This window comes from Roseobacter sp. N2S, assembly GCF_031454055.1.
Lineage (GTDB): Bacteria > Pseudomonadota > Alphaproteobacteria > Rhodobacterales > Rhodobacteraceae > Amylibacter.
Map to the genome: position 1 here is coordinate 24,687 of NZ_JAVDQB010000002.1, position 14,969 is coordinate 39,655.

General features: G+C 54.8%; 14 protein-coding genes. 7 read left to right on the plus strand and 7 right to left on the minus strand.

Annotated features, from left to right (window positions below):
• The first annotated feature begins 34 nt into the window (after positions 1–34).
• The 4 genes from GGE09_RS06085 (at position 35) to GGE09_RS06100 (ending at position 3,337) form a co-directional block, all read left to right on the plus strand.
• Positions 35–475 carry a PaaI family thioesterase gene (locus GGE09_RS06085; protein WP_309744938.1) on the plus strand — a complete coding sequence of 147 codons (441 nt, stop codon included), beginning with the start codon at positions 35–37 and terminating at the stop codon, positions 473–475.
• A 155-nt stretch (positions 476–630) separates the two neighbouring features.
• On the plus strand, positions 631–993 hold the full coding sequence (gene secG, locus GGE09_RS06090; RefSeq protein WP_309744940.1) for a preprotein translocase subunit SecG: 363 nt from the start codon (positions 631–633) through the stop codon (positions 991–993).
• A gap of 192 nt (positions 994–1,185) precedes the next feature.
• Positions 1,186–2,829 carry a CTP synthase gene (locus tag GGE09_RS06095; protein ID WP_309744942.1) on the plus strand — a complete coding sequence of 548 codons (1,644 nt, stop codon included), beginning with the start codon at positions 1,186–1,188 and terminating at the stop codon, positions 2,827–2,829.
• A 55-nt stretch (positions 2,830–2,884) separates the two neighbouring features.
• The gene (locus GGE09_RS06100) at positions 2,885–3,337 is read left to right on the plus strand and encodes a TerB family tellurite resistance protein (RefSeq protein WP_309744944.1); all 453 of its coding nucleotides are present in this window, start codon (positions 2,885–2,887) and stop codon (positions 3,335–3,337) included.
• Positions 3,338–3,451: 114 nt separating this feature from the next.
• On the opposite strand, the gene GGE09_RS06105 is transcribed toward GGE09_RS06100, so the two are convergent.
• Positions 3,452–4,675 (minus strand): acyl-CoA dehydrogenase, encoded by a 1,224-nt coding sequence (locus tag GGE09_RS06105; protein WP_309744946.1) that lies wholly within the window; start codon positions 4,673–4,675, stop codon positions 3,452–3,454.
• Positions 4,676–4,831: 156 nt separating this feature from the next.
• Between GGE09_RS06105 and GGE09_RS06110 the strand changes: the two genes are divergently transcribed.
• The 3 genes from GGE09_RS06110 to GGE09_RS06120 are packed head-to-tail and all read left to right on the plus strand — an operon-like array spanning position 4,832 to position 8,195.
• On the plus strand, positions 4,832–5,521 hold the full coding sequence (locus GGE09_RS06110) for a type 1 glutamine amidotransferase (protein WP_309744947.1): 690 nt from the start codon (positions 4,832–4,834) through the stop codon (positions 5,519–5,521).
• Complete coding sequence (locus GGE09_RS06115) at positions 5,514–6,884, plus strand: glutamine synthetase family protein (protein ID WP_309744949.1); 1,371 nt, start codon at positions 5,514–5,516, stop codon at positions 6,882–6,884. The genes GGE09_RS06110 and GGE09_RS06115 overlap by 8 nt, the downstream gene beginning before the upstream one ends.
• Positions 6,885–6,887: 3 nt before the next feature.
• The gene (locus tag GGE09_RS06120) at positions 6,888–8,195 is read left to right on the plus strand and encodes an FAD-binding oxidoreductase (RefSeq protein ID WP_309744951.1); all 1,308 of its coding nucleotides are present in this window, start codon (positions 6,888–6,890) and stop codon (positions 8,193–8,195) included.
• A gap of 69 nt (positions 8,196–8,264) precedes the next feature.
• Here the strand turns inward: GGE09_RS06120 and GGE09_RS06125 are convergent, their stop codons facing one another.
• From GGE09_RS06125 to GGE09_RS06150, 6 genes are all read right to left on the minus strand, one after another.
• Positions 8,265–10,685, minus strand: a complete 2,421-nt coding sequence (locus GGE09_RS06125) for an FAD-dependent oxidoreductase (RefSeq protein ID WP_309744953.1) — start codon at positions 10,683–10,685, stop codon at positions 8,265–8,267.
• A 135-nt stretch (positions 10,686–10,820) separates the two neighbouring features.
• On the minus strand, positions 10,821–11,039 hold the full coding sequence (locus GGE09_RS06130) for a hypothetical protein (RefSeq protein ID WP_309744955.1): 219 nt from the start codon (positions 11,037–11,039) through the stop codon (positions 10,821–10,823).
• Complete coding sequence (locus GGE09_RS06135; protein WP_309744957.1) at positions 11,036–12,202, minus strand: aromatic ring-hydroxylating dioxygenase subunit alpha; 1,167 nt, start codon at positions 12,200–12,202, stop codon at positions 11,036–11,038. Before GGE09_RS06135 ends, GGE09_RS06130 begins: the two co-directional genes overlap by 4 nt.
• A 92-nt stretch (positions 12,203–12,294) precedes the next feature.
• Entirely contained in the window at positions 12,295–13,188 is an 894-nt protein-coding gene (locus tag GGE09_RS06140; protein ID WP_309744959.1) for a LysR substrate-binding domain-containing protein, read from the minus strand.
• Between the two features lie 57 nt (positions 13,189–13,245).
• The gene (locus tag GGE09_RS06145; protein WP_309744961.1) at positions 13,246–13,914 is read right to left on the minus strand and encodes an SOS response-associated peptidase; all 669 of its coding nucleotides are present in this window, start codon (positions 13,912–13,914) and stop codon (positions 13,246–13,248) included.
• 26 nt (positions 13,915–13,940) lie between these two features.
• On the minus strand, positions 13,941–14,906 hold the full coding sequence (locus tag GGE09_RS06150) for a LysR family transcriptional regulator (RefSeq protein ID WP_309744963.1): 966 nt from the start codon (positions 14,904–14,906) through the stop codon (positions 13,941–13,943).
• Positions 14,907–14,969 lie beyond the last annotated feature (63 nt).

Genomic DNA, 14,969 nt, shown 5'->3' on the forward strand with positions numbered 1-14,969 from the left:
TGCTGTTGGGGCAAAAAACTGGTTCAAAACAGCCATGACAGATCAAATCCCCCTGAACCCCGACTTTCGCCAAGACGTGACCGCGTCTTTTTCCAAACAAGGCATGATGCAGACGCTTAAAGCTGCGTTAACCGACGTTGAAGCAGGCACGGTCACAATTGCCGCGCCGATCGGGGCTGAAACCTCGCAGCAGGACGGGTTTGCCCATGCAGGCATGCTTTGGTCTATCGGGGACAGTGCAGCGGGATATGCCACATTAACCTTGATGGGGGCTGAGGAAAGGGTTCTGACCGTTGAAATGAAAATTAACCTGCTGTCCCCTGCTGTGGGCGACAGAATAACCGCCGTTGGCCGCGTGATCCGCTTCGGGCGCAATCTGTGTACCTCGGCGGCGGAAATATATGCCCATGGGCCAAAAGGGACTAAACATGTGGCGACAATGATCGGCACAACCACGCGGCTGCGTCCCGAATAGTTGAAATTCTTTGGTTCGGGGCCATGTAGAGCACAGACAAGAATCAATTCTCAACCTGCAAGGCCACTTCCCAATAGACACCCCCAGCACAATCCGTTAGATACCCCCCGAAGCCATAGAAACTGGCCCACAAGCACAAAATCCGAGACCCGTATATGCAGAACATCGTCCTCGTTATCCTTCTTATTCTGGCGTTAAGCCTGATTGTGACCGTGCTGATGCAGCGCTCCGAAGGCGGGGGCTTGGGCATTGGCGGGGGTGGCGGCAATATGTCCGGCCGTCCTCCGGCATCACCAGCAGCCAAATTCACCTGGATTCTGGGGGCCGGATTTATGGCGGCCTGTTTGGCGCTGACAGTTATCTCTGCACGCAACGCGGCCAATGACTCCCTGCTGAGTGGCGACCTGACGCCCCCCGCAGCGGCTGAGTCCGACGCACCAGCAACCCCACTTGGTGGAAACCTGTTGCCCCCGTCGACGACTGATGGCCCAACCACACCGCCAAAAGCGGACGAGTAACCCCATAAATAGTTAACAGCAGCCCGCGATCCACAAGATCATGGGCAAAACATCACCAAATCACACGTAAATAACCGTGGCAGGCCTTGCTTTGCCACCCCGAATCCCGTTATCCTTAAATCCCGTGAGTAGTGGGACTGAATGGGTATCGGTCCTCTATTTTTTATTCAAAACACGGGAGCTTTCCAGCTTATGGCGCGTTATATCTTTATCACCGGTGGCGTGGTTTCTTCCCTTGGCAAAGGTCTCGCCTCTGCTGCACTCGGGGCTTTGCTGCAAGCCCGCGGTTACTCGGTACGTCTGCGCAAACTGGACCCATATTTGAACGTTGACCCCGGCACCATGTCTCCCTTTGAACACGGCGAAGTTTTTGTAACAGATGACGGCGCAGAGACCGATCTGGATCTGGGTCACTACGAACGCTTCACCGGTGTTGCGGCACGAAAAACAGATTCCGTATCTTCTGGCCGGATTTATTCCACCGTTTTGGAAAAAGAACGCCGCGGCGACTATCTGGGGAAAACCATCCAAGTCGTCCCGCATGTGACTAATGAAATCAAGGACTTCCTTGAAATTGGCGACGATGAAGTTGATTTCATGCTATGTGAAATCGGCGGCACTGTCGGCGACATCGAAGGCTTGCCGTTTTTTGAAGCCATCCGCCAGTTCGGACACCAACGCCCGCGTAACAATTGTATCTTTATGCACCTGACCCTGCTGCCTTATCTGGCCGCCAGCGGCGAGCTGAAGACCAAACCGACCCAGCACAGCGTGAAGGAATTGCAATCCATCGGCATCGCGCCTGACATTCTTGTGTGCCGTTCGGAACACCCGATTCCAATCAAAGAGCGGGAAAAACTGGCTCTGTTTTGCAATGTCCGCCCCGAGTCAGTGATCGCCGCCTACGACCTTAAAACCATCTATGACGCGCCGCTGGCTTATCACAAAGAAGGCATGGATCAGGCTGTTCTGGATGCCTTTGGCATCACCCCTGCCCCCAAGCCCAAACTCGACACATGGAAAGATGTGTCGGACCGGGTACACAATCCCGACGGGATGGTCCGCGTGGCCATTGTGGGCAAATACACCCAACTGGAAGACGCCTATAAATCCATCGCCGAGGCATTGATTCACGGTGGTATGCACAACCGCGTCAAAGTGAAAATCGAATGGGTCGATGCCGAGTTGTTCGAAACCGAAGACGCCGCCCCTCATCTCGAAGGGTTCAACGCCATTCTGGTCCCCGGTGGCTTTGGCGAACGGGGCACCGAGGGCAAAATCAAGGCCGCAGAATTCGCCCGCACCCGCAAAGTTCCCTACCTTGGCATCTGCCTTGGCATGCAAATGGCCGTGATCGAAGCCGCGCGCAATCTGGCCGGTTTGAAGGATGCAGGCTCCGAAGAATTCGACCACGAATCCGGCAAGAAACGCTTCACCCCAGTGGTCTATCACCTGAAAGAATGGGTCGAAGGCAACCGCACAATCCAGCGAGACACTGATGATGACAAAGGTGGCACCATGCGTTTGGGGGCGTATAACGCAACCCTGAACGACGGGTCTCAAGTGGCTGAAATCTATGGAACAACCACAATTTCGGAACGCCACCGTCACCGCTATGAAGTTGACACAAAATACCGCGAAGAACTGGAAAAACACGGGTTGGAATTCTCGGGCATGTCACCGGACGGCCGCCTGCCAGAAATCGTCGAATTCAAAGACCACCCGTGGTACATCGGCGTGCAATTCCACCCCGAACTGAAAAGCAAACCGTTCAAAGCACACCCCCTGTTTCGGGACTTTGTAAAAGCTGCGGTGGAACAATCCCGACTGGTATAAAGAACGGGCCGCACAAACCTATTGTCCGGCCCCAAAACAGCACTAGGTTTTCATCATGTTTCAAGCCCTGATAGATCTCTTCACTATCCCCGATGCCCGCACTGACCTGCAACCCGAAGACGCCCGCGCGGCGCTGGCGACGCTTATGGTCCGTATCGCACGGGCGGACGACAGTTACGATGAAGTTGAACACCAGATGATTCTGGACGTGCTGCAACACCGCTACCATCTTAGCCTTGAAGCCGCACAAGAGTTAAAGGCCGACGCTGAACGGCTTGAAGCTAAAGCGCCCGACACGGTGCGTTTCACCAAAATTGTGAAAGACGCCGTGCCTTATGATGATCGCATCGGTGTGGTTGAGGCTTTGTGGCGTGTTGCTATGGCCGACGGTCAGCGGGACCATCAAGAAGACGGTTTCTTGCGACTTGTGGTTAATCTGTTGGGGGTTAATGACCGTGACAGCGGTCTGGCGCGTCAACGGGTGATAGCCGATCTCGAAAACGGCTGATCGTACTTTGGGTGCATCAGGGGCGATGCCCCTGAAACCCCGTGGTCCTTTTGCTCAAAAGAAACCCAGATCGGCTTCTTTTGAGCGTAAATACCTAATAATTTTCCTTCAATCCTAGAAGAACGCCTGCAAGCCGGTTTGGGCCCGTCCCAGAATCAACGCATGTACGTCATGGGTGCCTTCATAGGTGTTCACGGTTTCAAGGTTCATCATGTGACGGATCACCTGAAATTCCTGTGAAATCCCGTTCCCGCCGTGCATATCCCGCGACATCCGTGCAATATCCAGCGCTTTGCCACAGTTGTTGCGTTTAATGATTGAGATCATTTCCGGCGCAGCATTTGCCGCATCCATCAAACGCCCCACTTGCAAGGCTGCGTGCAAGCCAAGGGTGATTTCGGTCTGCATATCTGCCAGTTTTTTCTGGAACAACTGGGTTTGCGCCAGAGGTTTATTGAACTGTTTGCGATCCAGACCGTATTGACGGGCTGCGTGCCAGCAGAACTCGGCAGCGCCCATTGCGCCCCAAGCGATGCCATAGCGGGCACGGTTCAGACAGCCGAACGGACCTTTCAGGCCTTCAACGTTTGGCAGTAATGCGTCCTCGGGGACTTCAACGCCTTCCATGACGATTTCACCAGTAATAGAGGCACGCAGGGACATTTTGCCTTCGATTTTCGGGGCTGACAGGCCCTTCATGCCTTTTTCCAGAACAAAGCCGCGGATTTTGCCACCATGGGCGTCGGATTTGGCCCAGACCACAAACACATCCGCAATCGGCGCGTTTGAAATCCACATTTTCGCGCCGTTCAGAACATAACCGCCCTGCACTTTTTCCGCGCGTGTTTTCATGCCGCCCGGATCAGAGCCTGCATCCGGTTCCGTCAGACCAAAGCAGCCGATGTATTCGCCGCTGGCCAGTTTGGGCAGGTATTTCATCCGCTGCTCTTCAGAACCATAGGCGTAGATCGGGTACATCACCAATGAGGATTGCACCGACATCATAGAGCGATAGCCGGAATCGACCCGCTCGACTTCTCGGGCGACCAGACCGTAGGACACATAGCCAGCACCGATTCCGCCGTATTCTTCGGGGATTGTGGTGCCCAGAAGCCCCATTTCGCCCATCTCACGGAAAATATCAGGGTCGGTGGTTTCTTTGGCGAAAGCCTCAATCGCGCGGGGGGCCAGTTTTTCATTTGCATAAGATTTGGCCGCGTCGCGGATCATCCGCTCTTCTTCGGTCAGTTGGGATTCCAGCAACAGCGCGTCGTCCCATTGAAACGAGCCCAAATCAGGTTTGTCTTTTGCCTTCAAAGTTGGCGCTTGCGCAGTCATGGATGTCACCTTTTGCGGTTGGTTAAGTCAAAGTTTCGCAACTGCCTAAGCCACCCTCTGTAAATTGGCAAGTCTGTCCGCTGCGGCACAGCTATCCCCTTGCCTGCCCCCCTGACTCTGTGCAAGCTGTGGGCGAACAACACTTACAGGTGACTTATGAAAATCGGTATTCTGCAAACTGGCAGATCTCCCGAACAACTTGTGTCCGAATTCGGTGAATACGGCGAAATGTTTCAAACCATGCTGGCAAACCGAGGGTTCGACTTTCTAACCTACGATGTGATCGAAAGCGAATTTCCTAAAAGTATAGACGAATGTGACGGCTGGATCATCACAGGGTCCAAATTCGGAGCATATGAAGACCATCCATGGATTCCCCCGCTCGAATCCCTGGTGCGTGAATTGCACGCGGCCAAACGCCCGCTGATTGGCGTCTGCTTTGGGCACCAGATCATTGCGCAGGCATTGGGCGGCACGGTTGAGAAATACAAGGGTGGTTGGTCTGTCGGACGGGTGGAATACGCCACAATTGACGGGCGCACCCTGCCCTTGTTCGCATGGCATCAGGATCAAGTCACAACTCCTCCCCCCGAGGCTGTGACTGTGTCCAGCACTGATTTTTGCAAACACGCCGCCATGACCATTGGTGATCACATTTACACTATTCAGCCCCATCCGGAATTTGATGCGGGCTTTGTCAAAGGTCTGGCTGAGACCCGCGCCAAAGGCGTGGTTCCTGATCCACAACGACTGGCCGCGATTAAAAGCGCGGATGCTCCGGTGGCCAAAACCGAAATGGCCGACCTCTTCGCGTCTTTCTTAAAAGGAGCCATGGCTCATGGATGAACGTTTAAAGTGGATTGAAAAAATCCCCCAAGCTGCACAGGATTACATCGCGGATCGGCGTCTGGAAGAGATCGAATGTATCATTGCCGACACGACAGGCATCAGCCGCGGTAAATGTATGCCCGCGCGAAAATTCGGCCGGCTTGAACCAATGTATCTGCCTGACAGTATTTTTTATCAAACCGTTACCGGATCTTACGTGGATATGGACGAGATTGATAACCAATATACCGAAGGCGACATGGTTCTGACGCCTGATTTCTCATCCGCGACAGCAGCCCCTTGGACAGGGGATGTGACCTTGCAGATCATCCACGATGTGGCGGATATTCACGGCAATCCAATGCCGTTGGTGCCCCGAAACGTGCTCAAACGTGTGCTATCCTATTACGAGGCCGAAGGCTGGGAACCCGTTGTTGCCCCTGAAATGGAATTTTTCCTTGTGGCACGCAACACGGACTATAACCAACCAATTCAACCCACTATGGGGCGCACAGGGCGTCCTGCCGCCAGCATGCAAGCCTATTCCATGTCGGCTGTGGATGAATACGGTCCGGTGATCGACGACATTTATGATTTCGCCGAGGAGCAAGGCTTTGAAATCGACACAATCATCCAGGAAGGCGGCGCAGGTCAGGTTGAAATCAACCTTAAACACGGCCATCCGCTGAAACTGGCGGATGAGGTGTTTTTCTTTAAACGTCTGGTGAAAGAGGCCGCCCTGCGGCACAATTGCTATGCCACTTTCATGGCCAAACCCATGGGTGACCAACCGGGATCGGCCATGCACATTCACCATTCCGTGCTGGATAAAGCCACGGGAAAGAACATCTTTAACACCACCCATGGCAAGCCCACGCCCGCGTTCCGTCACTTTATCGCGGGGCTACAACAACATCTGCCAGCCGCCACGCCGTTTATCGCGCCTTATGTGAACAGCTATCGTCGCTATGTGGCCAGCCACTCGGCGCCGATCAATCTGGAATGGGCGGAAAACAACCGCACCACAGGCATCCGTATTCCGCTGTCTGATCCAGAATCCCGCCGCGTGGAAAACCGCGTTGCGGGTATGGATTGCAACCCCTACATCGGGCTTGCAGCTTCGCTGGCTTGTGGTTTCCTGGGGCTGAAAAACAAACTCAAACCCCGCATTGCCGCAACAGGCGAGGCTTATGACGCCGAACGGGATATCCCCCCCACGCAGATTCAAGCCTTGGCCCTGCTTGACGAGGATGAGGCACTGACAGAAATGATGGGCGTGGAATTCACCGCCGTCTACAAAGCCGCGAAACACATGGAATACGATGAATTTCAAGAGGTTATCAGCCCTTGGGAACGCGAACACCTGTTGATGAACGTCTGACCTATGAACCTGCTTTACGCCAACGACCAAAAAGGCCGCTACCCAGTCAGTTGGTACGCCGCCACTGCAACCGAATTGCAGCCTTTTGACAGTCTCCAAGGTGCGCAGACGTTCGATGTTTGTGTTATCGGGGGCGGTTTTACAGGCCTGTCCAGCGCCCTACACCTTGCTGAAAAAGGCTACTCCGTTGCCTTGGTCGAAGCACAGCGCGTTGGCTGGGGCGCATCGGGGCGCAACGGCGGGCAAGTTGGATCAGGCCAGCGGCGCGATCAGCAGGATCTGGAAAAGATGGTGGGGCTCGATGATGCCCGCCACCTGTGGTCCCTGTCCCAAGAAGCAAAGGCATTGGTCAAATCCCTTGCGGAAACCCACGCCATTGACTGCGCCCATAAACCCGGCGTGGCCCATGTAGACTGGCAGGCCCGCGATGTGCAGCATGAACATGACTATGCCGAACATCTGGCAAAAACATACGGTTACGCCGACATCCAGCCTTTGGACCGTGCCGCAACCTGTGCGTTGGTAGGAACCGACGTCTATCACGGCGGCACGCTTGATATGGGGGCGGCCCATATCCATCCGCTGAACTTTGCTCTTGGTCTGGCCCGCGCCGCTGCCGCCGCTGGCGTGCAGATTTTTGAACAATCCGAAGTCACCAAAATCGACCAAGGCGACCCTGCAACCGTCATCACCCCTCATGGTAAAATCACCGCCAAATATCTGGTGATGGCCTGCAACGGCTACCTTGGCGGATTAAACGAAAAAACCGCATCCCGCGTCATGCCCATCAACAATTTCATCGTGGCTACAGAACCCCTTGGCCAGGACGGGGCTGAAGCCCTGATTTCCCAAGATGTGGCCATCGCTGACAGTAAATTTGTGGTCAATTACTACCGCCGCTCTGCCGATCACCGCCTGCTGTTCGGCGGCGGCGAAACCTACAGCTACCGCTTCCCCAAAGACATCCGCGCGCTGGTTAGCAAGCCCATGTTGCAAATCTATCCGCAACTCAAAGACGTGAAACTGGACTATGCTTGGGGCGGCACCTTGGCGATCACTGTCAATCGTATGCCCTATTTCGGCAAAATCGCCCCGAATATCTTTACCGCATCGGGTTATTCAGGCCACGGAGTTGCCCTGTCCACATTGGCTGGGAAAATCACCGCTGCCGCAATTGCAGGTCAGGCCGAGGATTTCGACGTTATGGCCCGCGTCCCGACCCTGCCCTTTCCAGGCGGACGGGCTTTGCGCACCCCAAGCCTGATCCTCGCCATGTCATGGTACGCCCTACGCGACCGACTAAGCCTGTAAAGCGCGCTGTTCCCCCAAATCAGCCTAGTTCGGACAGCCTCTTTTTGGCCCAAATATCCAAATCCAACCCTATCCGCGCAACCGAAGACCGGCAGGATCAAACGGCGGCTCTGCCAGAATAATCCCTTTATGGGGCCGCCCCAACACCGCCACATCCAAAACCGTCCCCGGCGTTGCATGGGCAGTTTTTACAAAAGCCAACGCGCAGGATTTACCGACCGAGAACCCGTAAGCCCCCGAACTGATCCGACCCACAGGGGTGCCATCGGGCAGAAAGATCGGCTCCCCGCCAGAACTATCGGCGTTGTCTGTTTCAATGCTTAAACACACCAGCTTTTCGCGCGGCGGATTGTCCATGATGGCAGCATAGGCCTCGCGTCCCAGAAACTCGGGCTTGTCCATCTTGATCAGACGTTCAAACCCAACCTCTTGGGGCCAATATTCCGGCGAATATTCGCGGCTCCACGACCCGTAGCCTTTTTCGATCCGCAAACAACCTAAGCTGCGCCCGCCAACAGGCATGATCCCAAGGTCTTTGCCAGTCTCAAACAATGCGTCCCACAGTTTGGCCTGATCCGCCTCGGCCACATAGATTTCCCACCCCAGATCGCCAGTGAAAGACACACGAATGCCAATCGCCTCAATTCCCGCAATGGTGAACTTGCGTGACCGCATAAACGGCCAGCCTGTGTTAGACAGGTCTTCTTGGGTCAGGCGTGACAGCAATTCGCGGGATTTAGGACCCGCCACATTGACCCCGCAATAAGCATCTGTGACTGTTTCGAATGTGGTGCCCTCGGGCAGCGGAACCATCTGGAAATAACGCTGGTGATAGCGTTCACCGATGCCGGTTCCGATCATAAAGAAATGATCCTCGGCCAATTTGGTCACGGTGAAATCCCCAGCGATCCCGCCCCGAATACCCAGCATGGGCGTCAGGCAAGACCGACCGACCTGTTTTGGTACATGATTGGCGATAATCCTGTCGATCCAGCCAGCAGCGCCTGCGCCTTTGATTTCGTATTTTCCGAAATTCGACACATCCACCACACCAACGTTTTCACGCAGATTGCGACACTCGCGCCCGACAGGTTCAAACCAGTCTTGACGGGTGTATCCATAGCTCTCACGTCCTTCAATTCCCGCGCCCGCGTACCACAAAGGATGTTCCCAGCCGTAGTTCAGCCCGTGCACCGCACCCATCTGTTTCTGGCGTTGGTAAATCGGGCGCACCCGTGTTTCACGCCCCGCTTGGCGTTCTTCAAACGGAAAGTGGATTGCAAACCGTTTGGAGTATTGATCCGCCACTTTTTCCATGGTGAATTTTTTATCCGCCCAATGGCCAAAGCGGGTTAAGTCCCAAGGGAACATATCAAATTCCGGCTCACCCTGAATGATCCACTGGGCCGACATCAACCCCAACCCACCCGACTGGCTGAACCCCGGAATGATGCCACAACAACAGAAATAATTCTTAAGTTCCGGCACCGGACCATAAAGCGCTGCACTGTCGGGCGACCAGATCATCGGCCCGTTGATCACCCGTTTGATCCCCGCAGTCGCCGCCACGGGAACCCGTTCCATGGCCCGTTCCAGATTGTCCATGATCCGGTCCAGATCGCCGTCAAACAATTCATGACCAAATCCCGCAGGCGTGCCCTCTTCAGCCCAAAATTTCAGGTTCTTTTCATAGGCGCCAATCAACAAGCCGTTGCCTTCCTGGCGCATGTAATATTCACCGTCCCGATCGGCGACTGATGGTAATCTGCGATCCATTGCGGCGATTTCGGGGATGGTTTCGGTGACCAGATATTGATGTTCGGTCGGCTGCAACGGCAGTTTCACCCCTGCCATTGCCGCAACTTCGCGGGCCCAAAGCCCGCCCACATTCACCACCCATTGGGTGTGAATATTGCCCTTTGGGGTTTCCACAATCCAACTGCCATCCGGTTGTTGCAGTGTTGCTGTGGCGGGACAAAAGCGGTGGATTTCCGCCCCCATCTGCCGCGCACCCGTGGCATAGGCCTGCGTCACGCCGCTGGGATCTACATTGCCGCCGTCTTCTTCAAACATGATGCATCGCACCCCGTCCAGATTCAGAAACGGGTTCTTTTCGAGCGCTTGTTCCGGCGTGAGTTCGTAGAATTTTTCACCAAAGTAGCGGGCTTTGGATTCTTGCAATCGCAACTGATGTTCGCGATTTTCGGTTTGGGCCAAATAGATGGACCCCGGCTGGAACACACCACAACCCTGACCGGTTTCCTGTTCCAACTCTTTATAAAGATTCATGGTATAGTATTGAATCTTTGAGATATTGTTATTGTCATGTAGCCCGTGCAAATTAGCGGCGGCGTGCCATGTGGACCCCGAGGTCAGTTCATCCCGCTCTAGCAAAACAACGTCGCGCCAGCCCAGTTTGGCCAGATGGTAGAGAATGGAACAGCCCACCAGACCGCCTCCGATGACAACGGCTTGTGCATGGGTTTTCATCTGTGTGCTCCTGCATGTGATCCCGACCAACCTTTGGATGATACGCAGAGGTCAGGATGGCACGGTGTAAAATTTGCGGCGTTTTTTGGGGGTGTAACGGGGGAATATGAGTATTTTGGGAACATTGAAACGGGATTAGCTTTCTCGGCCGAGGGATTTCAGGGTGGCGTGCAGCTCGCTTGCTTCTGGAAGGCCTGCTTCCAAAGCGAAAACATAAGCGTGGGTAAGATAAAAGCAGCCTTGGACTTCGTTTTTGCTCAAAGCGTCCTGCCCTGCTGCGCGGTACAGGCGCACCAAAGTTTCGCTGTCGTTTGCCAGATGTGCGGCAAGCAAGGCGTCGTTTAGGCTGCTCACTCGGCGGCCAATTGGCGGCCTGCCGACAGGGACTGCGCCACCCATTCATGAAAAACATGGGTTGGACCATCCATGGCGGGGGAGAATTTTCCGCCGTCAAAGAAGGGACCGTTGCGGCCTTTTTGCATGCCTTCGACCACGAAGATGTCTTCCTTGAAGACTTCTTTCCACTGGGTTGAATTCTTTGCCCTTATATCTGCGAACTTTTCCTCCAGAGAATGTTCCGAGGCGTAATAGATTTCCACATGCTCTTGGGTTTTGCCCTGCTCTTTGGGTTCCAGAACGATGGCAAAGGTATGGTCACGATGAACGCCCAGCAGGACATTGGGAAAGACGGTGATATATTCGGCACCCGTATCCCATGTATCTGTCAGGTTGGAAAAATCAGGAAAAACAATGCCGTCATCGCCTTTTAACTGGCGGTAAACCAATGTGCCTTGGCCGGAATACCGACCGTTTTCCTGAATGTTATAGTGATCTTCAAGACGGGAATAGCTGTTCAGGCCGGGGTGAACCCAAGGCAAATGGTAGCTTTCGCAATAATTTTCTACGGCCAGTTTCCAGTTGCAGTTCACATCCAACGTGAACGAACTGTCCGCACCGGAATGGTACAGCGGTTTGTCAAACTCTGCCCAGCGATCCACCAGTTCTGCGTGAACCACATTAAAATCAGCGGCTTGCCCTGAAATGTTCACGTAAACCACATCCAGCCAGACATGGCTGCGGATTTCGATAAGGCCCAATTCATTGCGCTTGATTTCAGGGTGAATGTTTTGCCCCGGCCCGCCCACATGAGGCGTGGAGCGCAGCCGTCCGTCGAGACTGTAGCACCAGCTGTGATAGGGGCAGCGGATGGTGCCGCGAATGTTGCCAGGCTTGTCGATCAGGATCATACCACGGTGGCGGCAAGTATTTTGATAGACCCGCACGGCCCCATCGTGATCGCGCAGGATCAGCAAGGGGACGCCGAGGAAATCTACCGGTTTTGCATCACCTTCATTTGGCACGTCTTTAGCGAATCCGACGCCTGACCAATTGGCGAAGAGAACGGACTTGCGTTCTTCGTCAAAGGCGTGGGGATCAACGTAATGCGCGTTAGGCAGGCCTTTGGCTGTGGCCACCGGTTGCATCACTGCGGATAAGTCAGAAGTTTGTATCGTCATCACACCACCCTTTTTCTGAAAACTCTCTGAACCCAGTATTCTGCCGAAAATATTGGTGTCACAATATCCAGAATCTTTCATTTTGGGTGAATTCAACTCATGTGATGTGCCACCATCCAATCATATAGAACACGGGCTGCATCGGACATATCCGCGTTGGGCGCGATAAGGTAGAACGCGCCAGGTGCGGGGCAAACGTGGTCTTCCAGCGGAACAAGACGACCCTGTTCTAACAACGGAGCGGTGAGTTTTCGCCAACCGAGTGCCAGTCCCGCGCCTTCTTGGGCCAGTTGGATTGCGATGGAATAATTGTTAACGCGGCGCGCCAGTCCGATAGGGCCATGGTATTTCATCTTATCGAACCAAGCCGCCCAAGTGGTCCAGTTTTCGTTGCGCGCATCCATGTTGATCAGGGATTCATTGGCCAAATCTTCAAGGCTCGCCCCTTGCAAACGCTCGGCAATGGCAGGGGTGCAGACGGGGACCAATTCATCCCCGAACAAACGGACAAACGCCGGTTCCTTGGGTTCGTCCAGACGGTACTCAATCGCCAGATCCGCGTGGATCGGCCTTTGTAGCAAGCGATCTGAAATTTGCTGGTTGACCTGAATGCTCTCGTGGTCTTGCCAGAACGAAATGATCCGTGGCGTCAGCCAAAGGGAGGATACAGCAGTTGTTGCGGCGATTTCCACGCGGGGTGTATCGGACTGACTGCGCAGGGATGCAGTGATCGCGGCAATGTCGCGGAAACTATCGCGCAGCACGCTGAACAACCGCTCTCCATCATCGGTTAATGTCACGGCGCGGTGGCCCCGAGTAAACAAGGCCATACCCAGCCATTTTTCCAACGCTTTGACCTGATGGCTGACGGCCCCCGGGGTGACGTTCAGTTCGGAAGCTGCCTCGTTGAATGCGCCGCGGCGCGAGGCGGCCTCAAACGCGCGTAGCATCGTAAGGGGCGGCATGTCGTAAGGTTTTGATCGCATCGGAGCACCGTTTTGCGTGAATCTGCTTCACCCTTGTGGCACGTCTTTCTAACCTGTTCAATCCACCACAGGATCGCGCAGATCGGGGCTGTCCACCCTGCCCGAGTTCACCTGTAATCCCACGCGGTGGCGGGCAAAAAAGCGCGGATCGGCGGCGTGCAATAGACTGGCCGCACCCTTGCCCTCCTCCCCCAGCCAAAGCCCGAAATCTTTGGGCTGAATGGTGACAGGCTCGCGGTGGTGAACTTCGGCGATGTCTGGTCCTGCCTGGGTCGTGACCATGGCACAAGTCACCGATCTTTGGCCCTCAGCTCCGGTCCATACCTGCCAGATTCCCGCGAAAGCCATCAAATCGCCCTGCGCGGGGTAGATATACCACGGTTCTTTGCCCTTACCTTTTTCACGGTGCCATTCGTAAAACCCGTCCGCGGGGATCAGACAGCGGCGACTGCGCACAGCAGCGCGAAATGCGGGTTTCTCGGCGATGGTTTCAGCGCGGGCGTTTATCAGCATCGGGCCGTCATTCGGGGCTTTATACCAGTTCGGAATGAACCCCCAGCGCATCGGCACCAGATGGCGGGCCCCGTCATGGGTGACGGCCACAGGAATATCCAGTGTCGGGCAGATGTTATAACGCGGCGTATCAAAGCTGGCGGTGACATGGGTGGCGTCAAACCATCCCGCAACGGCATCGGTTGGCAGGGTCAGGGCAAATCGTCCACACATGGGGGTCTCCTGCTTATAAAACGCGGTTATTCCACCCGAAAGCCCGCGCCCATCCATGGGAATTGTTCCAGACAGGGTGTCACCAGTTTTTCGCGGATCAGCGGGCGCATCAGACCAGCTACATCCCCTGCAATACTGTCCATCTCGCCTTTGCGCGCGATTAAAGAAATACTGCGCGACAAGGCTTTGAACGGCAAAGGCATTACATCCAGCGCGCCGTGAAACCGCTGCCCGCTCATGTAGCCAAGCGGGGTTGTCACCGTCCAACTGCGTCCGCTGGCGACCATGGACAAAATGGCGTGATAGCTGCCAAATTCAAACCGGTTGGGCAGGTTGATCCGTTGACGGGACAGATGCGCCTCTATTTGGCGGCCCATCATCTGGCGCGAGGAATAGCGCACGAAGGGCAGTTTTTCCAATTGATCGAAAACAGGTTTGGTCTGATCCACATAGCCTTTGGGCGCGACCGCGATGAAAGGTTCGGTCATCAGACTGTGCACCTCCATCCATTTGTCGGCAATATCCAGATCCGCCACCGCAATTAGATCCAGCGAGCGTGATTCAAGCGCATCCGTCAGGGTATAGCTGCTGGCACTTTCCAGCAGGAATTGGCAGCCCTTCAACGCGCTGGCCAGTTGTACCATCAAAGCGGGTGTGACCTCGGCGTCGAAATCCTCAATCAGGCCCAGCCGCAGCCGTGTCATACTGGAAAAGTTGTAAACCGCCAGTTCTGCTTTGGCTTGGTTGGCTTCTGACAGGATCGTTTGTGCCCGTTTTAAAAACAGCGCCCCGGCCGAGGTTAACTGCTGTGGGCGGGTGCTGCGATCCAGCAGGGTTGCGCCAAGGGCTGCCTCTAGGTTGGTCAGCTGTTGGGACACCGAAGATACACTGGCCGACAGCCGCTTGGCCGCGTTGGACACAGAGCCCTCTTCCACGGCGGCGATGAACACTTCAATCGCCCAAAGCGATAATTTACCCGGAGTTTCTACCATAGTATTATTAAGAACACCGCGCCGTGATGGGCAAGTGAATTTTGCCAATGACGGCGGAAATCA

Coding starts and splice junctions, on each gene's coding strand:
- GGE09_RS06085 (WP_309744938.1), top strand. CDS start 35: ATGACAGATCAAATCCCCCTGAACCCCGACTTTCGCCAAGACGTGACC.
- secG (WP_309744940.1), top strand. CDS start 631: ATGCAGAACATCGTCCTCGTTATCCTTCTTATTCTGGCGTTAAGCCTG.
- GGE09_RS06095 (WP_309744942.1), top strand. CDS start 1,186: ATGGCGCGTTATATCTTTATCACCGGTGGCGTGGTTTCTTCCCTTGGC.
- GGE09_RS06100 (WP_309744944.1), top strand. CDS start 2,885: ATGTTTCAAGCCCTGATAGATCTCTTCACTATCCCCGATGCCCGCACT.
- GGE09_RS06105 (WP_309744946.1), bottom strand. CDS start 4,675: ATGACTGCGCAAGCGCCAACTTTGAAGGCAAAAGACAAACCTGATTTG.
- GGE09_RS06110 (WP_309744947.1), top strand. CDS start 4,832: ATGAAAATCGGTATTCTGCAAACTGGCAGATCTCCCGAACAACTTGTG.
- GGE09_RS06115 (WP_309744949.1), top strand. CDS start 5,514: ATGGATGAACGTTTAAAGTGGATTGAAAAAATCCCCCAAGCTGCACAG.
- GGE09_RS06120 (WP_309744951.1), top strand. CDS start 6,888: ATGAACCTGCTTTACGCCAACGACCAAAAAGGCCGCTACCCAGTCAGT.
- GGE09_RS06125 (WP_309744953.1), bottom strand. CDS start 10,685: ATGAAAACCCATGCACAAGCCGTTGTCATCGGAGGCGGTCTGGTGGGC.
- GGE09_RS06135 (WP_309744957.1), bottom strand. CDS start 12,202: ATGACGATACAAACTTCTGACTTATCCGCAGTGATGCAACCGGTGGCC.
- GGE09_RS06140 (WP_309744959.1), bottom strand. CDS start 13,188: ATGCGATCAAAACCTTACGACATGCCGCCCCTTACGATGCTACGCGCG.
- GGE09_RS06145 (WP_309744961.1), bottom strand. CDS start 13,914: ATGTGTGGACGATTTGCCCTGACCCTGCCAACCGATGCCGTTGCGGGA.
- GGE09_RS06150 (WP_309744963.1), bottom strand. CDS start 14,906: ATGGTAGAAACTCCGGGTAAATTATCGCTTTGGGCGATTGAAGTGTTC.